We start from the raw sequence: 17,464 nt of genomic DNA on the forward strand, positions 1-17,464 counted from the left end.
TCGCCGCACATGGTAGGGGCAGACCGTCGAAACAGAAATTTCAGAGGTTCGGGTGACACAGGCAATCGTCGTGATGGGAGTGAGCGGTTCTGGCAAGTCCACGGTCGCGGAAGGTCTGGCGGAAAAACTGGGCATTGCCTTTATTGAGGGCGATAAACTCCACCCCAAATCCAATGTCGAAAAGATGTCAGAGGGTATTCCTCTTACTGATGAAGACCGCTGGCCCTGGCTCGATCTCGTCGGCGCGGAACTTCGCAAAGGCAGCGAAAGCAACGGTGTTGTCGTTTCCTGCTCGGCGCTCAAGAAAATCTATCGCGACCGCCTCCGCCAGGCCACAGGCGGCCCGCTGGCGTTCGTCTATCTGGATGGCAGCCTGGAACTGCTTAGCCGCCGGATGGGCGAGCGCAAGGGCCATTTCATGCCGCTCTCGCTGCTTCAGACCCAGCTTGCCACGCTGGAAGTACCAACGGGAGAGCCCGGCGTCGTGGCCGTCAGCATCGATACGACCCCGGAAGAGATCGTTTCGAACGCGCTTTCCGCTTTGAAAACGGTCGCGTTTTAAAGCCCGAGCCTGTCTCTCAGGCCATACCACCAGGCGCCAAGTACGGTCAGCGGAACGCGGAACGTCTTGCCACCCGGGAAGGGATAGTTCGGCAAGGAGCTCCAGATATCGAAACGTTCGGCGTGGCCTGCGACGGCCTCGCCCAATATCTTGCCGAGCAGATGCGTGGTCGTTACCCCGTGACCGCTGTCGCCATGGGAAAAGTAGATATTGTCCGACAGTTTGCCCATGTGCGGAATACGCGTCAGGGTCAAGGCGAAGTTGCCGCTCCAGGCATACTCAATCTTTATCTTTTCCAGCTGCGGGAAGGTCTTCAGCATGTTCGGGCGGATCACGCCTGTCAGGTCGGCCGGATCGCTGCCGCCATAACCGATACCTCCGCCGTAAAGCAGACGGTTGTCCGAGGTGCGACGGTAATAATCGAGAATGTAATTGGCATCTTCGACGCAGTAATTGGCGGGCAGAAGCGCCTCGATCAGATCGGCGTTAAGCGGCTCCGTTGCCATGACCTGGCTCGAGACCGGCATCATCCGTTCGCCAATTTCCGGCAGCAACTTGCCGAGATAAGCATTGCCGCAGACGAGAACATATTTCGCCCTCACGCTGCCCGTTGCCGTCCGCACGACGGGGTTTTCCCCCTGCTCTACCGCAATGACCCGCGAATTTTCGAATATCCGAGCGCCCAGGCTTTCGGCAGCCGCCGCCTCGCCCTGCACGAGATTAAGAGGATGGATATGGCCGCCGAAACGATCGATCATGCCACCGGCGTAACGATCGGTCTTCACGTAGCGGCCGACATCCGCTCCGGAGACCATTTCCAGGCCGCCATGACCATGTTTTTCCCAATGGGCCTTGTGTGCCTCCATTTCGCGAATCTGCTTTGACGTGAAGGCGGCGAAGAAACCGCCGTCGACCAGATCGCAGTCGATGGCATATTTGGTGACGCGGTTGCGGATGATCGCGCCGCCTTCAAGCGACATCTCCCCAAGCTTCACTGCCTTGTCATGCCCGTAGCGGCCGGCGATGGTTTCGAGATCCCGGCTGTAACCGTTGACGATCTGCCCGCCGTTGCGCCCCGACGCGCCGAAGCCCACCCGCACGCCTTCCAGCACAATGACCGCGTAGCCACGTTCACTGAGTTCAAGGGCGGCGGAAATGCCGGTGAAACCGCCGCCGATCACGCAGACGTCGGCTTCCAGCGCGCCCTCAAGCGTCAGCCGCACGGTTTTGACATTAGCGGAGGCCGCATACCATGACGATGTGTGGCCGGGATTGGGAATGTTGGTGACCTCAGCCATTTCACACAGTCCTGATATAGGCGTCATATTCGACGTCGGTTACACGCAGGGAGAATTCGGAAAGCTCCTGCTGTTTGCAGGCGGAAAACAGCGTACGGTATTTTTGGCCAAGCGTCGCATAGGCGAAGCTGGACCGCGTGAAGCGTTGCAGCGCATAGTCCCAGTTGGTGGGCAGCGGCTCATGGTTGATCGCGTGACTGTCGCCGGAAATCGCGCCGCCGGGCTGGCGCTTCTCCTTCATGCCGGCGAGCGCGGCGCTCAGTATCATCGCGAGAACCAGATAGGGGTTGGTGTCGGCGCCGGCGACGCGGTGTTCGATACGCGTCGCCGCCTTGCTGGCAACAATGACGCGCACCGCTGCTGAGCGGTTATCGATACCCCAGGAGGCGTAGGTTGGCGCATGTTCGCTCGGTGTGAGACGGCGATAGGAATTGGCATGAGGTGCAAAGATCGCCATGCTCTCTCCCATGTTTTCAAGGAGGCCGCCGACCGAATGCAGCAGCGCATCCGAAGGGCCGTTTTCTCCCGCGTAGATATTCCTGCCATCCCTGTCGAGAACGGAGAAATGCACATGCATGCCATTGCCTGCCTGCAGCCCATAAGGCTTGGCCATGAAGGTGGCGTCGAGGTCATGCCGACGCGCCACTCCTTTAACGATACGCTTCAGAAAAACGGCAAAATCGGCAGCCTGCAACGCGTCAGGCACGTGATTGAGGTTGATCTCATATTGGCCGGGACCATTTTCCCGCAGCGTCGTATCGGCAAGCACGCCCTGCGCGCGGCACGCTGTCGCGATGTCGTGGAAAACATCTTCGAAATCCTGCAACTCTGAAATCGACAGGACCTGCGTCTGGCCCGTATGCCACCGGCCCTCGCGGCTGTGCGGCGGACGCACGGGATCGAGCGCCGAACGAACGGGATCGATCAGGTAAAACTCGAGTTCAGTGGCCACGACAGGGGTCAAACCCGCTTTTTTATATGCATTGAGAACCTGCGCCAGAACATGGCGCGGATCGCCGTAAAAACCGGTTCCATCCGGATTCTTCATGGCGAGCAAAACCTGCGCCGTCGGCCGGCCGAGCCATGTCACCCGCGACAGTGTGCCGGGAACGGGAAAGCAGAAGCCGTCCGGATCACCCGTGCCCTCCGCGAGGCCCGCAGCGTGGACATCACGTCCCCAGATATCCAGCGCATAAACGGAACGGGGAATGGCCATCCCCTTTTCAAGCACGTCGATTGCCCGTTCGCGCGGAATCCATTTGCCGCGCGGCACGCCGTTGGCATCTATGACAAAGGCTTCGAGTATTTCGATATCGGGGTTATCGACGAAAAATTTCTTTGCGTTTTCAATATCATCCATCATGCACCAGCAAGCCGTTTCCATCTCTGATCATGCGCAGCAATCTTCGCTAGCGAAAATCATCCTGCTGCTGATAGATGAGAAACCTCGCCACCATGATGACGTCTGCCCCTTTTCCCCTTTGCATGGGACCATGTTACGTGGCCTGCTACCATAAGGCCAGCGGATTTCGTTCTCAGGGATTGAACCTTCCCGGGCGATACGCGTCAATCGCGATAACAGGCGTTTCGCCCAGCATCGTTTCAGCCAGAACACGACCGGTAATGGGCCCGAGCGTCAGCCCGTGATGGGCGTGGCCGAAGGCAAACCATAAAGTCCGGTGACGTGGCGCCTTGCCGATTATGGGCATCATATCCGGCGTGCAGGGCCGGGCACCCATCCACGGTTCCGCATCCAGCCGGCCGCCAAGAGGAAAGACGGTCCGCGCCACCCGCTCCGCCCGTTCAATCTGCACGGGCGATTTCGGCGCATCGCGTTCGGCAAATTCCGCCCCCGTCGTCAGCCGGATACCTTTTCGCATCGGCGCAAGGAAATATCCCCGCTCTGCATCGATCAGCCAGTTATTGAGCTTAGTGCCTTCCTGCGGCGCGTAATGCATGTGATAACCGCGCTTCACGCCGAGCGGAAAACGGTAGCCCAGTCGCTCGGTGACGGTATCCGCCCAAGGGCCTAGTGCCACGACGGCATGTTCGGCCTCGACTGCGCCGGTTTCGGTGCGCACCGTCCAACCGCTTGCCGTCTGACTGAGGGTGGACGCATCGCCCCTTGACACTCGTCCACCGAGGCTCTCGAACAGCCGGACATAAGCGAGCGTCAGCGCATGCGGATCGAGCACCGACCAGGGATCGTTCCATTTCAGGCCGCCAACGAAATCATGGCTCAGATGCGGTTCGGCAGCGGCAAGTTCCTCAGCGTCGAGTTTCGTATGGGAAATGCCATGGTCTCGCGCCAGACGTTCGGCAAAGGCAAAATCAGCGTCCCGCCGTGCGGCGGTTCGGTAGGCCTCCATCCAGCCATTCTTGACGATCAGGTCACCGGCTTTGGCCTCCTCGATCAGGATGTTGTGCTCGGATACCGAGTGCTCGATCAGCGGTGCATAGGCCCGGGCAATTGCCGCATGGCGCGCGGCTGCGGAATTATACCAGTAGCGGCCCAGAAAAGGCGCGATCTTGGGCAGAGCTGAGAGGTGATAACGGGCATCGATGCTGTTATTCAGGGAATAGCGCAGCAGCAGGGCGAGATCCTGCGGAAAGGCATAGGGCACCACACCTTCTCTCTGGATCAACCCGGCATTGCCGAAAGAGGTTTCCTCACCCGGTCCGCGCCGGTCGACCAGCACCACCGACCTGCCCCTGCGGGCCAGCTGCAAGGCGGTGGAAACCCCAATGATCCCCGCCCCCAAAACGATCACATCCGCTGCCATGGCAATCAATCCGTCTCTGCGTCACATACCCAGCAACATGGGTCGGCATTTTTCGCGAAGCAACAGAAAAATCATTGCCTTAACAGAAACACCACGCGGCCTACTGGCTAATGGCCTTCGTTTTCACGGCCTCGATGTGGAAGGCAGCCGCCAGGAGCGCCCGGGTATAGTCCTGCTGTGGACTGGCGAAGATTTCCGCCGCCGGGCCGCTCTCCACCACCTTGCCGTGACGCATGACGATCAGGTCGTTGGCAAGTGCCTTCACCACCTTCAAGTCGTGGCTGATGAAGAGATAAGCGAGTTCATGCTTTGCCTGGAGATCACGCAAGAGATCGACCACCTGCGCCTGCACACTCATGTCGAGTGCCGATGTCGGCTCGTCCAGCATGACAAAACGGGGTTTAAGCACCATGGCACGGGCAATGGCGATGCGCTGGCGCTGGCCGCCGGAAAATTCATGCGGATATCGCCAGCGGGTGGCCGGATCGAGACCGACCTCTTCCAGCGCGGTGGCGACGCGCGTATCGCGTTCGTCGGCAGACAGCGACCGCTCATGCACCTTCAAGCCCTCGGCGACGATCTCACCCACCGACATGCGCGGGCTGAGTGAACCATAGGGGTCCTGAAACACGACCTGCAGCCGGTTCCTGAGCGGCTTCATCATCTCATAGGAATAGTGGTCGATCGACTGGCCGATGAAGCTGATACGTCCTTCAGATGCGATCAACCTGGAGAGCGCGAGACCAAGGGTTGTCTTTCCGGACCCGGATTCCCCGACCACACCCACCGTCTGGCCGGCACGCAGCGTGATATCGATACCGTCCACCGCCTTCACATGGTCGACAACGCGACGCATCAGCCCCGCCTTGATGGGAAACCAGACCTTGATATCGTCGCCCTGCATGACCACAGGCTTACTGCTGTCGGAAACCGGTGGCTCGCCCTTGGGCTCCGCCGCCAGCAGGTGGCGTGTATAGGCATGCTGCGGATCGTTGAAAACCTGTTCGACGGTCCCGGTTTCTACGATCTTCCCCTTCGTCATGACGCAGACGCGGTCGGCAAATTTACGGACGATGCCGAGGTCATGGGTGATGAACAGCATGGACATGCCGTGTTGCTTTTTCAGATCACCGAGGAGTTCAAGAATCTGGGCCTGAACCGTCACGTCCAACGCCGTCGTCGGCTCGTCGGCAATCAGCAGTTTCGGCCGGTTTGCCAGCGCCATGGCGATCATCACACGCTGTCGCTGGCCGCCGGACAATTCGTGCGGATAGGCTTTCAGGCGTTTTTCCGGTTCACGGATACCGACCTGGCGCAGAAGCTCCAGTGTGCGTTCACGCGCCTCGCTCCCCGTGATTGCCTGATGCAGCTCAAGAATCTCTCCGATCTGTCGCTCGATGGTGTGAAGCGGATTGAGCGAGGTCATCGGCTCCTGGAAGATCATGGTGATGTCGTTGCCGCGCACCGCACGTAGCGAGCGCTCCGGCAATGTCAGCATGTCCTTACCATCAAACAGGATTTGTCCCGAGGGGTGGCTTGCTGCCGGATAGGGCAGCAGTTTCAAGATGGAATTGGCCGTCACCGACTTGCCAGAGCCGGATTCGCCGACAAGGGCAACGACTTCGCCCGGCATAAGGTCAAAGGAGACGTGATCGACCGCAACACTTGTCGCGCCGCCCTGGTGGAAGGCGACGGAGAGATCGCGAACGGAGAGCAGCGGCTGGATATTTGTTTCCGTCATGGCGATCACCGGAACGTCTTGCGTGGATCGAAGGCGTCGCGAACGGCCTCGCCGATGAAAATAAGGAGCGACAGCATGATGGACATCGTGAAGAAGGCTGTGAGACCGAGCCAGGGCGCCTGAAGGTTGTTCTTGCCCTGCGCAATCATCTCGCCCAGCGACGGCGATCCCGGCGGCATGCCGAAACCGAGAAAATCGAGCGAGGTGAGTGTCGTGATCGACCCTGAGAGAATGAAGGGCAGGAAGGTCAGCGTCGCCACCATGGCATTGGGCAGAAGGTGTCTGAACATGATCGTCCAGTTGCCGACGCCAAGTGCGCGGGCGGCACGGACATATTCGAAGTTTCTGGCCCGCAGGAATTCGGCGCGGACAATGCCGACGAAGCCGACCCATGAGAAGAGCAGCATGATCCCAAGCAACACGAAGAAGCCGGGCGGCAGAATGGCCGCAATGATGAGCAGGATGTAAAGCACCGGCATGGACGACCAGATTTCGATGAAACGCTGCAAAAGCAGGTCCGTCCAGCCGCCGAAATAGCCCTGAATTGCGCCGGCGGTGACGCCGACAATGGCGGAAGCAATGGTCAGCGTCAGGCCGAACAGCACGGAGATGCGGAAGCCGTAGATCATCCGCGCCGTGACGTCGCGGGCCTGATTGTCGGTGCCGAGCCAGTTCAGATTACCAAGCGTGCAGCCGGGATCGGCATCGCCCTGCGGATAGGCCGAGCAGCGCTCCTTTTTATCCATCAGCCAGAAAGGTGCCGTGGGCGCGGAATGCGGAATATTGGAATTGACCGTCTGGTAGGAGTAGCGGATCGGCGGCCAGATCATCCAGCCATTGGCGTTGATCTCGTCCTGAATGAAAGAGGATTTGTAGTCGGTCTGGGCCAAGAACCCGCCGAATTTCTCCTCCGGATAATCCACCATGACCGGCACCAGCAGCTCGCCCTTGTAGGAGGCGAGGATGGGTTTGTCATTGGCGATAAATTCCGCCATCAGGCTCAGGAAAAACAGGATCAGGAACAGCCAGAATGACCAGTATCCACGGCGGTTTGCCTTGAAATTCTGCCAGCGGCGCTTGGTCGTCGGCGAAAACCACGGGCGCTTGGGATTTACCAGCGTCTCGGTTCCTGCAGGATGAGCGAGCGACATCACACGTCCCTCCGCTCGAAGTCGATACGCGGATCGATCCATGTGTAGATGAGGTCAGAGAGCAGGCCGACGACAAGGCCCATCAGCGAGAAGATGAACAGTGTGCCGAAGACGATCGGGTAATCCCGGTTGACGACCGAGAGATAACCGAGGCGGCCGAGACCATCCAGCGAGAAGATATTCTCGATGAGCAGTGAGCCTGTGAAAAAGGCCGAGATGAAAGCACCCGGAAAGCCGGCGATCACGATCAGCATCGCGTTGCGGAAAACATGCCCATAAAGGACCTTGCGCTCGGTGAGACCCTTGGCGCGGGCAGTAATGACATATTGCTTCTTGATCTCGTCGATGAAGGAATTTTTGGTCAAAAGCGTCGTTGTCGCAAAGGCGGAGAGCGACAGAGCGATCAACGGCAGGGTAAGATGCCAGAAATAGTCGATGATCTTCTGCCACCAGTTCAGCTGGTCGAAATTATCAGACACCAAGCCCCGCAGCGGAAACCAGTCGAAAAACGATCCGCCGGCGAAAAGCACGATGAGCAGGATGCCGAACAGGAAACTCGGCACCGCATAACCGATGATGATGATGCCTGAGGTCCAGACATCGAAGGTCGAGCCATCGGAAACGGCCTTCCTGATGCCGAGCGGAATGGAAATCACATAGGATATGATCAGAATCCAGAAACCGAGCGAGGCCGAGACCGGCAGCTTGTCAATGATGAGATCGATGACCGACGAATTGCGGAAGAAGCTGTCGCCGAAGTCGAAGCGAATGTAATTCCACATCATTTCAAGGAACCGGGTGAGCGGCGGTTTGTCAAAACCGAACTGCTTTTCGAGCTTCTTGATCAGCTCCGGATCGAGCCCCTGTGCACCGCGATATTTCGAACCGCTTTCATCGAAGCCGCCTGATTGCCCCATGAGATCGCCGCCGCCCGAGAGCCGGTCGGAGGCGCTGTCGCCCTGACCCGTCAGCTGCGCGACGACCTGTTCCACCGGCCCACCCGGGGCGAACTGGATGACAAGAAACGAAATGCCCATGATGCCGATGATGGTCGGGATCATCAGCGCCAGACGTCTGAGGATATAGGCGCCCATCAGCCTTTTCCCCCAGCCGTTCGGTCAGCGATTTTCGTCTCGGTCAAGCCCGGTCCTTTCCTCAAAGCGGCGTCACGCGCATTTCAAGCGATTCGTCTCGGCCTATGTGAATCAAGCCTTGATCGCGAAAGCAAGGCCGGCGTCATTTTCCGGCTTGGCTGGACCACCAGGCTTCAGGAAAACCGATGCCATATTCAGGCAGGTTTTCCGGGCGGACAATCGTGTTCCAATAGGCGATGAACAGCTCGCCGCGGTAGAATTGCGGAATGACATAGCTGTTGGCGAGCAGCACCCGGTCGAGCGCACGGGCAGCAGCGACCTGCTCATCGCGATTGGGCGCAAAAATGACTTTGCGCACCAAAGCATCGACGGCCGCGTTCTTGATGCCGGCGAGGTTGTTCGATCCCTGACGATCAGCAGCCGCCGAACCCCAGTAATCGGCTTGCTCGTTGCCCGGATTGGCCGACGTCGCCCAGAGCTTGACGATAATGTCGTAATCGAAGCTGCGGGTGCGGTTGGTGAATTGCGAGGCATCGACCGTGCGGATGGTCGCGTTGATGCCGATTTTCTTCAGACTCTGGACGTAAGGAAGGATCGTTCGTTCCATGCCGGCGGAATCAATCAGGAATTCCATATCGAGTTGCTGGCCGGTTTTCGCATTGACCATGCGATTGCCGCGCAGTTCATATCCCGCCTCCTTCATCAGCCTGACGGCTTCGCGCAGATTGTCGCGTTGCTTGGCCGGATCGCCCGCCACGGGATTCTTGTATTCCGTCGTGAAGACCTCAGGTGGAACCTGATCCTTGAGCTCCTGAAGCAGTTCCAGTTCGCGACCCGTTGGCAGGCCTGACGAAGCCAGTTCGCTGCCCATGAAGAAGCTGTTGATACGCTGGAACTGACCGTAAGCCAGCGTGCGGTTGAGTTCCTCAAAATCGAAAGCATAGTTCAGCGCCTCGCGCAGTTTCGGGTTCTGGAACTTTTCCCGCCGCATGTTCGGCACAAAGGCCTGCATGATGCCTACGGAACGGTAGATGTTCGGCAGCTCCTCCTTCTTCACCCGACCGTCTTTGACAGCGGGAAAATCATAACCCGTGACCCAGCGGCTGGAGGAAGCCTCCCGCGCGAAATCGATCGTACCCGATTTAAACGCCTGGAATTCCACGTCCTGATCGGCAAAAAAGGTGTATGCGATGGTTTTGAAGTTGTTCATCCCGACATTTACGTTGACGTCCTTGCCCCAATAATCGTCACGGCGTTCATAAGTGATGGTCGATCCAGGGGCGACGGCAGCGATCTTGTAGGGGCCGGAACCCATCACAGGCTCCAGTGTGCCGCGCGATATGTCACGCGGTTTGCCGTCCGGGCCGGTGCCCTCCCACCAGTGCTTGGGAACGATCAGCAATTGACCGACGATCTGCGGCAGCTCGCGATTGTTCTTTTCATCGAAGGTGAAGGTGATGTCCCTGTCGCCGCTCACCTCCGCCTTGGTGACGTGGGTGTAATAGGTCGCAAGCTGCGGGCTCAGGTCCTTGGCTTTTTCGAAGCTGAACACGACATCCTCAGGCGTCACAGGCTTACCATCCGCCCACTTGGCCTCCTGACGCAGGCGGAACGTCGCTTTGGAGATATCCTCGGGATAGCTGACGCCTTCCGCCAGCAAACCATAGGAGGCCGAGAGTTCCTCTTCCGTCGATTTCATCAGCGTATCGAAGACGAGCGAAAGGCCCGTCGCAGCCTCGCCCTTCGCCAGCAGCGGGTTCAGCGTATCGAAGGTGCCCGATGTGGAGAGGCGCAACGTGCCGCCTTTTGGTGCATTGGTGTTTACATAATCGAAATGGTCAAATCCATCGGGATGCTTCAGCTCCCCGACCGTCGAAATCCCCTTTCGCCAGACATCGCCCGACTGGGCGGAAGCCGCCGCGGGCATCAGGAGGGCGGACGCCATAAGGGCGATAAGAAGTCGGGATTTCAGTGGTGCCAATATCATCGGGTCAATGTCCCTGTTTTGTGCCTGTTGCGGAGAGCATAAAAGAAACATTGGCAAAAAACAGATGCGCTGTCTCACAAGCTCTTTATCAGCGTCGTTATCCCGCCCTGAAGGGCAACACGAAACATGGTTTTAACAAAATCCCGTTCCAGTTTATTCTTGGGGCAAGAGAATCAACTGATCGGACGGGCACGGCTATATGAGGGCGGGATCATCGAGAATTTTCAAGGCGACGATGCTGGCGATGTCGGTCGTCTTGTCGCTGCAGTTGCAGATCGAAACCGCATCGGCCGAAGACAGGCCCGCAAAAGAAGTGTTCGGCCACATGGCGCTGCCTTCTGCCGCAGCATCCCAGCCGATCGGCTCCTATGCCAAGGGCTGCCAGTCCGGCGCAGTCGCCATGCCAACGGATGGTCCCGGCTGGCAGGCCATGCGCCTTTCGCGCAACCGGCGCTGGGGCCAGCCGCAGCTGATTTCCTTCCTTGAGCAATTTTCGCAGGACGCCCAGAAAATCGGCTGGCCGGGCCTGCTGCTCGGCGACATTTCCCAGCCGCGCGGCGGTCCGATGCTGACAGGCCATGCCTCGCACCAGATCGGCCTCGATGTAGATGTCTGGTGGCGGCCCATGCCCACGCCTCGGCTCACTGTCGAACAGCGCGAAACGGTGCCCTTCATCTCCATGCTGGACAAGAGCAAGTTTCTGACGGTTGACGACCGCAAGTGGTCGCCGCTGAATGCACGGCTGGTGATGATGGCGGCAAGTTACCCGCAGGTGGAGCGTGTTTTCGTCAACCCGGCGATCAAGCAGAAGCTCTGCCAGACCTGGACCGGCGATCGCACCTTCATGGGCAAGATCAGGCCGATCTACGGCCATGACGAGCATTTCCACATCCGTCTCGAATGCCCGCCCGGCGCGCCGAACTGCAAGCCGCAGGCCGCCGTCGGCAGGGGCGATGGCTGCGACAAGTCTCTTGCCTGGTGGTTCACCAAGGAGCCATGGGCGCCGCCGAAAAAGGACCCCAATGCCAAGCCGGTGAAACCGCGTCCCGTCATGGTTTCCGACCTGCCCGCTGCCTGCGCCGCCGTGGCCGCCGCTCCTTCCGCCAACCCCGAGGGGATTGCAGCCCAGGCTTATTCAACTTCGCCGACCCAGGCCGTGCGCCAGCAAAGCGTGGAACAGGTCATTCAGGCGGCCCCCGCCCTGCAGCCGCCTTCGGATATTCCACTTCCGACCCAGCGCCCGACATTGAACTGAAACAGAAATGAGGCATTCAACAGCTTCCCTTTTCAAATGGCGGCAAGCTGTTATAGAAGGCTTCAAATCGATTTAATTCTACGGGGACGGGCTGGGACCATGGAAGGACAACGCTGTATCGCGCTCATCGCTCACGACGAGAAAAAGGACGATATGGCGGATTTCGCCCGTCATCACCAGAAGGCGCTTGCCAATTTCAAGATTGTCGCAACCGGCACCACCGGTGGACGGGTGCAGGAAGCCTGCCCCGGGCTTGAAGTCATTCGCCTCAAAAGCGGCCCTCTCGGCGGCGACCAGCAGATCGGCGCGATGATCGCCACTGGCCAAGTGGACATGCTGATCTTCTTCACCGATCCACTGACGGCAATGCCGCATGATGTCGACGTGAAGGCTCTGACGAGGCTTGCCACGGTCTATGATATTCCCATGGCGCTCAACCGCGCCACCGCAGAAAATCTCATCGACTTCCACGTCGCCAACTGACCCTCCCACCATGGAACAGGCAATGCCGAAGACGTCCGATACCGAATATCTGTCCTTTCCAATCCTTCTTGGCGACATCGGCGGCACCAATGCCCGCTTTTCCATCCTGATCGATTCCTTTGCGGAGCCCGTGCACCTCACAACGGTGAAGACGGCGGAATACCCAACTATTGACGACGCCATCCAGCAGGCTGTTCTGGAGAAGACCTCGCTTCAGCCCGTCTCGACCATCCTTGCCATTGCCGGCCCGATCGAAGGTGACGAGATACCGCTCACCAACTGCCATTGGGTCGTCAAGCCGAAGGGAATGCTCGCCAATCTCGGCCTGAAGGACGTCATCGTCATCAATGACTTCGAGGCGCAGGCGCTCGCGATTGCGGCTCTGGATGACAACAACCGCGACGCCATCGGCTCCGGCAAAAAAGACGTGCTGGCCTCTCGCGTCGTTCTTGGACCGGGCACGGGACTTGGTGTGGCCGGTCTGGTTTATGCGCGCCATATGTGGTTTCCGGTTCCGGGCGAAGGCGGCCATATCGATATCGGCCCGAGAAGCGCGCGTGACTACGCGGTTTTCCCGCATATCGAAACCATCGAAGGTCGCGTCGCAGGCGAACAGATTCTGTGCGGGCGCGGGCTGGTCAATCTTTACCGCGCCGTCTGCAAGGCCGATGGCATCGAAGCCGTCTTTTCCGATCCGGCCGATATTACCGCGCAGGGGCTCACGGGCGAGAATGCACAGGCCAAAGAAACGCTTTCGCTTTTCAGCACCTATCTCGGCCGCGTGGCGGGCGACCTCGCGCTAATCTTCATGGCCAAGGGCGGCGTTTATCTCGCGGGCGGCATTTCGCAGAAGATCATTCCGGCGCTCAAGAGCCCGGAATTCCGGACCGCCTTTGAAGACAAGGCGCCGCACAGTGCGCTGATGCGGACCATCCCCACTTTCGTCGTCACCCACCCGCAGGCGGCCCTTTCCGGCCTCGCCACCTATGCGAGAACACCTTCCGATTTCGGCCTGGCGCTGGACGGGCGGCGCTGGAGGGTCTGATCGCCCGAACCGTTCCGACGTGATGCTTGCGAAGCGGGCGGACGGTCTTTAACGTCAATGCGGAACACATCAAACATCCGATACCGGCGGGTTCCGATCCGCCCGACATGAGAAGTGAGTGACAGCATGGGCAGCAGCGGCATGAAACTGGTGGTGGTCGGCGCGGCGGGCCGCATGGGACAGGCGTTGATCCGCCTCATTCACCAGACGTCGGGCGTTCAGCTGCATGCTGCGGTCGCGCGCGAGGGTTCGGCCTTTGTCGGCCGCGATGCCGGGGAGATTGCCGGTCTCGGCCCCATCGGCGTCGAAATCACCAGCGATCCGCTGCAGGCATTTCTCCACGCCGAAGGGGTGATCGACTTCACTTCACCGGCAACCAGCGTCACCTTTGCCGGTCTCGCTGCACAGGCCCGCATCGTGCATGTCATCGGCACCACGGGCTGCGCGCCGGAAGATGAGGAAAAATTCAAGGCGGCGTCGCGCCATGCCCGCATCGTCAAGTCGGGCAATATGAGCCTCGGTGTCAACCTGCTCAGCGTCTTGACGCACCAGGCGGCGCAGGCGCTGGATGCGCAGAACTGGGATATTGAAATCCTGGAAATGCACCACAAGCACAAGGTGGATGCACCTTCCGGCACAGCGCTGCTGCTGGGCGAAGCCGCTGCCGCCGGCCGCCAGGTCGATCTTTCCACGTCATCCGTTCGTGTGCGTGACGGCCATACCGGGGCGCGCGAGACGGGAACCATCGGCTTTGCCACACTGCGCGGTGGTTCGGTGATCGGTGAACATTCTGTCATCTTCGCCGGCGAAGGCGAGCGCGTCGAACTTTCCCATTACGCTGGCGACCGCTCCATCTTCGCGCGCGGCGCAATCACGGCAGCGGTCTGGGCCTTCGACAAGAAGCCCGGTTTCTATTCGATGCTGGATGTGCTGGGGTTGTCGCAGGCGGAATAGTCTTCCACCTCGATTTTGACCTTAGTTTTCCACCGTGAATTCGACCGTATCGGCCGAAAAGCGGCTGATGGCGTATTGCACCGGCACGCCGTCCATATCTGCGTTCAGTGCCTGTGTTATCAGCAGGATGGCGCCTGGTGACAATTCGAGATCGGCGAGATCGCGCGTATCCGCGTGACTAGCGGAAATGACGGTCGAAATGCGCACGTAGTCAGCCACGCCAAGCATCTTGAACGCAGCCGTAATGGAGCCGCTTTTCTGATAGGCCTCTCCTATTCCGGCAAAACGGTCGGCGGGAAACCACGTGGTCGAGCGGGAGACCGGGCGAGTATCCGCCTTGCGGAGCGTTTCGAGACGTATGAGCGGCGTACCCAGCGGCAATTGCAGTCGCGCCGCCAGATCGGCATTGGCCGGCTCGGTGATGTGGGAAAGCAGCAGCGCCTCCATTTCCTTTACCTGATCGCCGATGCCAGCCGTAAAGCGCGTGCGTAGCGATATCGGAAAGCTCAGACGCTCCTTGCGGGCGATGATCGTGCCGCGTCCCTGCATCGGCTCGAGTATGCCCTCGCTCGCCAGTGCGGCAATGGCACTCCGGACAGTATGGCGGTTGACGCCGAATTTTTGCGCCAATGTCATTTCCGGCGGTAACATGCCGGTTTCGTCGTGATCACCAGCGGCGATTTCGCCTCTGATCCGGTCGGCGATCTGCCGCCAGAGCGCCACTCCATTCTTTCTTTTCATCGTTGCCGAAGGGCTCATGTCACACGCTTGTCATTCATCGCCATTACTTGTAGCTTATATTGTATAGTTGTCTATATCAATAGACATTAGAGGTCAAGCGATGACAAACGATACGGCAGACATACACGCAGGCAGAAAAAGAGCGGCAGCGCTTCTTGCCCGCGCCACGGTTCAGGAACTTGAAACGGCTTGGAACCGCCAGGGTGAGAACCCCAAAACGGAAACCGTACGCGGGCCGGAAACCGGGCTGGTGATGGTCAAGGGCCGGATCGGCGGTGGCGGCGCTCCTTTCAACCTCGGTGAAACGACAGTCACCCGGGCGACGATCAAGCTGGCCTCCGGCACCGCGGGTCATGCGCATGTTCTCGGCACCGGCCGCAAAAAAGCCTGGTACGCCGCCGTTTTCGATGCGCTCTGGCAGGAAAGCCCGACACGGGATTTCATCGAGACCGAGCTTCTCTCGCCTCTCGAAAAAAGGCTGACCGCAGAGAAAGAGCGGACAATGAAGGAGACTGCCGCAACACGGGTCGATTTCTTTACCATGGTTCGAGGAGAAGATTGATGGGTGTCAAGGCCGAAGCACTGACGGGCGGTTTCTCCGACGCCGTCTTCGATTCCCAACGGGTTTTCAAAAAACTGATGGACGGCATGGCCCGTCCGGGCACCACACAGGCGGTCGAAACAGCAGTCTTTCCGCCGCTGCCGCTTGCCGCGGCGACCGGAGCGGTTCTGCTGGCGCTCTGTGACCATGACACTCCGGTCTGGCTGAGCAGCGCACTGCGAAAAACCGCTGTCCCCGGCTGGATCGGTTTTCACAGTGGCGCAGCTGCGACAGAAGAAAAGGGCACGGCACATTTCGCGGTCTTCGAGGCCGGCAGCGCCATTTCGTCCTTCGGTCTCTTCGCTCTGGGAAGCCAGGAATATCCCGACCGTTCCACCACGCTCATCATCGAGTTGCCTGATCTCGATGGCGGTCGGGAATTGCAGCTTTCCGGCCCTGGCATCCGCCACGTCAACGTGATCAGTCCTTCCGGTCTGCCCGACATATTCCCGAGGCTCTGGGCGGAGAACAACGCCTTCTTCCCGCGCGGCGTCGACGTGATCCTGACGGCTGGCGATGAATTCGTCTGCCTGCCGCGCACGACGCGCATCAAACTCGTGGAGTCATAAGATGTATGTTGCTGTCAAAGGCGGTGAAACCGCCATCGCCAATGCCCACCGGCTTCTGGCCGACAAGCGGCGCGGAGACCGGGACCTGCCGGCCATGACGGTCGCGCAGATCGTTTCACAGCTTTCGCTCGCTGTCGACAGGGTAATGGCGGAAGCGTCTCTCTACGATCAGTCGCTCGCGGCCCTTGCCATCAAGCAGGCGCGCGGCGACATGATCGAAGCCATCTTTTTGCTGCGTGCCTACCGCACCACGCTGCCGCGCTTCGGTTACTCGGTACCGGTGGACACAGCTGATATGACGGTGAAGCGGCGCGTTTCCGCGACTTACAAGGACCTGCCGGGCGGACAATTGCTGGGGCCGACCTTCGATTATACCCACCGCCTGCTCGACCCCTCTCTTCTCGAAGACCAAACGGTCGAAGCAGCGACCCAGCGGGATAGCGAGCCGGAACATGTCATGCGCGTTTCCGATATTCTCGCCCAGGAAGGGCTGATCGAAAGCGATGGCGAGTTGCCGGACGACCATATTGCCGGTGACCTGACGCGGGAACCGATGGAATTCCCGATGTCGCGCGATCTGCGCCTGCAATCACTGGCACGCGGCGATGAGGGTTTTCTTCTGGCGCTCGCTTACTCCACGCAGCGCGGCTACGGCCGGACACATCCTTTTGTCGGCGAGATTCGCATCGGTGAAGTTGAAATCCAGCTAGACGTGCCGGAACTTGGCTTCGCGGTCTCACTGGGCGATATCCAGGTTACCGAATGCCAGATGGTGAACCAGTTCAAGGGTTCGTCCAAGGCCCCTCCGCAATTCACGCGCGGTTATGGCTTGGTGTTCGGTCAGAGCGAGCGCAAGGCGATGGCCATGTCGCTGGTCGACCGTGCACTACGCGCCGGCGAATTAGGCGAAGATGTCGTCGCGCCAGCGCAGGACGAAGAATTTGTCATCTCACACGCCGACAACGTGCAGGCAACGGGCTTTGTCGAACATCTGAAACTGCCGCATTACGTGGATTTCCAGGCTGAACTCGGCCTCGTCCGAAAAATGCGTGCTGATTTCGAAGCGACGAACGCGACTGGCGCGGAATGGATGGGCGATGCGGCCGAATGACTCAGCGGCTGTGCTGCTCGCCAAACCAGTAAGCACAAAAGACGGTCGTTGCTGCAAAGACAGCAAAGAACACGGCTACAAGAATTCCA

General features: G+C 59.4%; 16 protein-coding genes. 8 read left to right on the plus strand and 8 right to left on the minus strand.

The window, feature by feature from the left end; all coding sequences use genetic code 11:
* Nucleotides 1-73: 73 nt before the first annotated feature.
* Nucleotides 74-562 (plus strand): gluconokinase, encoded by a 489-nt coding sequence (locus DOU54_RS22240; protein ID WP_072493826.1) that lies wholly within the window; start codon nucleotides 74-76, stop codon nucleotides 560-562.
* Here DOU54_RS22240 and DOU54_RS22245 read toward each other — a convergent pair.
* The 7 genes from DOU54_RS22245 to DOU54_RS22275 all read right to left on the minus strand — a co-directional run bounded on the left by DOU54_RS22245 (nucleotide 559) and on the right by DOU54_RS22275 (nucleotide 10,616).
* Nucleotides 559-1,860, minus strand: a complete 1,302-nt coding sequence (locus DOU54_RS22245) for an NAD(P)/FAD-dependent oxidoreductase (RefSeq protein ID WP_162749545.1) — start codon at nucleotides 1,858-1,860, stop codon at nucleotides 559-561. The two genes, DOU54_RS22240 and DOU54_RS22245, sit on opposite strands and share 4 nt — an antisense overlap.
* A 1-nt stretch (nucleotide 1,861) precedes the next feature.
* Nucleotides 1,862-3,223 carry a glutamine synthetase family protein gene (locus DOU54_RS22250; RefSeq protein ID WP_004439273.1) on the minus strand — a complete coding sequence of 454 codons (1,362 nt, stop codon included), beginning with the start codon at nucleotides 3,221-3,223 and terminating at the stop codon, nucleotides 1,862-1,864.
* Between the two features lie 172 nt (nucleotides 3,224-3,395).
* Nucleotides 3,396-4,643 carry an NAD(P)/FAD-dependent oxidoreductase gene (locus tag DOU54_RS22255; RefSeq protein ID WP_004439272.1) on the minus strand — a complete coding sequence of 416 codons (1,248 nt, stop codon included), beginning with the start codon at nucleotides 4,641-4,643 and terminating at the stop codon, nucleotides 3,396-3,398.
* A gap of 100 nt (nucleotides 4,644-4,743) precedes the next feature.
* The gene (locus tag DOU54_RS22260) at nucleotides 4,744-6,384 is read right to left on the minus strand and encodes an ABC transporter ATP-binding protein (protein ID WP_113380967.1); all 1,641 of its coding nucleotides are present in this window, start codon (nucleotides 6,382-6,384) and stop codon (nucleotides 4,744-4,746) included.
* Nucleotides 6,385-6,389: 5 nt separating this feature from the next.
* A complete protein-coding gene (locus DOU54_RS22265) occupies nucleotides 6,390-7,535 on the minus strand; it encodes an ABC transporter permease (protein WP_004439269.1) in 1,146 nt (381 codons plus the stop codon).
* Entirely contained in the window at nucleotides 7,535-8,629 is a 1,095-nt protein-coding gene (locus DOU54_RS22270) for a microcin C ABC transporter permease YejB (RefSeq protein ID WP_022555406.1), read from the minus strand. The genes DOU54_RS22265 and DOU54_RS22270 overlap by 1 nt, the downstream gene beginning before the upstream one ends.
* 142 nt (nucleotides 8,630-8,771) lie before the next feature.
* A complete protein-coding gene (locus DOU54_RS22275; RefSeq protein ID WP_113731822.1) occupies nucleotides 8,772-10,616 on the minus strand; it encodes an extracellular solute-binding protein in 1,845 nt (614 codons plus the stop codon).
* A 199-nt stretch (nucleotides 10,617-10,815) separates the two neighbouring features.
* Here DOU54_RS22275 and mepA point away from each other — a divergent pair, with 199 nt between their 5' ends.
* From mepA to dapB, 4 genes are all read left to right on the plus strand, one after another.
* Nucleotides 10,816-11,871, plus strand: a complete 1,056-nt coding sequence (gene mepA / locus DOU54_RS22280) for a penicillin-insensitive murein endopeptidase (protein ID WP_113380848.1) — start codon at nucleotides 10,816-10,818, stop codon at nucleotides 11,869-11,871.
* A 99-nt stretch (nucleotides 11,872-11,970) separates the two neighbouring features.
* Nucleotides 11,971-12,354 (plus strand): methylglyoxal synthase, encoded by a 384-nt coding sequence (locus DOU54_RS22285; protein ID WP_004439265.1) that lies wholly within the window; start codon nucleotides 11,971-11,973, stop codon nucleotides 12,352-12,354.
* Between the two features lie 22 nt (nucleotides 12,355-12,376).
* Nucleotides 12,377-13,399 (plus strand): glucokinase, encoded by a 1,023-nt coding sequence (locus tag DOU54_RS22290; protein ID WP_113380847.1) that lies wholly within the window; start codon nucleotides 12,377-12,379, stop codon nucleotides 13,397-13,399.
* A gap of 126 nt (nucleotides 13,400-13,525) precedes the next feature.
* Entirely contained in the window at nucleotides 13,526-14,353 is an 828-nt protein-coding gene (gene dapB / locus DOU54_RS22295; RefSeq protein WP_113380846.1) for a 4-hydroxy-tetrahydrodipicolinate reductase, read from the plus strand.
* A 21-nt stretch (nucleotides 14,354-14,374) separates the two neighbouring features.
* On the opposite strand, the gene phnF is transcribed toward dapB, so the two are convergent.
* Nucleotides 14,375-15,112 carry a phosphonate metabolism transcriptional regulator PhnF gene (phnF, locus tag DOU54_RS22300; RefSeq protein WP_004439262.1) on the minus strand — a complete coding sequence of 246 codons (738 nt, stop codon included), beginning with the start codon at nucleotides 15,110-15,112 and terminating at the stop codon, nucleotides 14,375-14,377.
* Nucleotides 15,113-15,194: 82 nt separating this feature from the next.
* On the opposite strand from phnF, the gene phnG reads away from it, so the two are divergent.
* From phnG to DOU54_RS22315, 3 genes are read left to right on the plus strand one after another with little or no spacing between them, the layout of a single operon-like run.
* Complete coding sequence (phnG, locus tag DOU54_RS22305; RefSeq protein WP_113380845.1) at nucleotides 15,195-15,656, plus strand: phosphonate C-P lyase system protein PhnG; 462 nt, start codon at nucleotides 15,195-15,197, stop codon at nucleotides 15,654-15,656.
* A complete protein-coding gene (phnH, locus tag DOU54_RS22310; RefSeq protein WP_162749544.1) occupies nucleotides 15,656-16,264 on the plus strand; it encodes a phosphonate C-P lyase system protein PhnH in 609 nt (202 codons plus the stop codon). Before phnG ends, phnH begins: the two co-directional genes overlap by 1 nt.
* Before the next feature lies 1 nt (nucleotide 16,265).
* A complete protein-coding gene (locus tag DOU54_RS22315) occupies nucleotides 16,266-17,375 on the plus strand; it encodes a carbon-phosphorus lyase complex subunit (protein ID WP_113380843.1) in 1,110 nt (369 codons plus the stop codon).
* Nucleotides 17,376-17,464 lie beyond the last annotated feature (89 nt).

Source organism: Agrobacterium sp. MS2, assembly GCF_003261015.1.
Lineage (GTDB): Bacteria > Pseudomonadota > Alphaproteobacteria > Rhizobiales > Rhizobiaceae > Agrobacterium > Agrobacterium pusense.

Bases quoted from the DNA above. Each gene is read 5' to 3' on its own strand.
- DOU54_RS22315 (WP_113380843.1), top strand. From the start codon at position 16,266: ATGTATGTTGCTGTCAAAGGCGGTGAAACCGCCATCGCCAATGCCCAC.
- DOU54_RS22290 (WP_113380847.1), top strand. From the start codon at position 12,377: ATGCCGAAGACGTCCGATACCGAATATCTGTCCTTTCCAATCCTTCTT.
- DOU54_RS22275 (WP_113731822.1), bottom strand. From the start codon at position 10,616: ATGATATTGGCACCACTGAAATCCCGACTTCTTATCGCCCTTATGGCG.
- DOU54_RS22240 (WP_072493826.1), top strand. From the start codon at position 74: ATGGGAGTGAGCGGTTCTGGCAAGTCCACGGTCGCGGAAGGTCTGGCG.
- DOU54_RS22255 (WP_004439272.1), bottom strand. From the start codon at position 4,643: ATGGCAGCGGATGTGATCGTTTTGGGGGCGGGGATCATTGGGGTTTCC.
- DOU54_RS22270 (WP_022555406.1), bottom strand. From the start codon at position 8,629: ATGGGCGCCTATATCCTCAGACGTCTGGCGCTGATGATCCCGACCATC.
- DOU54_RS22260 (WP_113380967.1), bottom strand. From the start codon at position 6,384: ATGACGGAAACAAATATCCAGCCGCTGCTCTCCGTTCGCGATCTCTCC.
- DOU54_RS22250 (WP_004439273.1), bottom strand. From the start codon at position 3,223: ATGATGGATGATATTGAAAACGCAAAGAAATTTTTCGTCGATAACCCC.
- phnF (WP_004439262.1), bottom strand. From the start codon at position 15,112: ATGAGCCCTTCGGCAACGATGAAAAGAAAGAATGGAGTGGCGCTCTGG.
- DOU54_RS22285 (WP_004439265.1), top strand. From the start codon at position 11,971: ATGGAAGGACAACGCTGTATCGCGCTCATCGCTCACGACGAGAAAAAG.
- DOU54_RS22265 (WP_004439269.1), bottom strand. From the start codon at position 7,535: ATGTCGCTCGCTCATCCTGCAGGAACCGAGACGCTGGTAAATCCCAAG.
- dapB (WP_113380846.1), top strand. From the start codon at position 13,526: ATGGGCAGCAGCGGCATGAAACTGGTGGTGGTCGGCGCGGCGGGCCGC.
- DOU54_RS22245 (WP_162749545.1), bottom strand. From the start codon at position 1,860: ATGGCTGAGGTCACCAACATTCCCAATCCCGGCCACACATCGTCATGG.
- mepA (WP_113380848.1), top strand. From the start codon at position 10,816: ATGAGGGCGGGATCATCGAGAATTTTCAAGGCGACGATGCTGGCGATG.
- phnH (WP_162749544.1), top strand. From the start codon at position 15,656: ATGGGTGTCAAGGCCGAAGCACTGACGGGCGGTTTCTCCGACGCCGTC.
- phnG (WP_113380845.1), top strand. From the start codon at position 15,195: ATGACAAACGATACGGCAGACATACACGCAGGCAGAAAAAGAGCGGCA.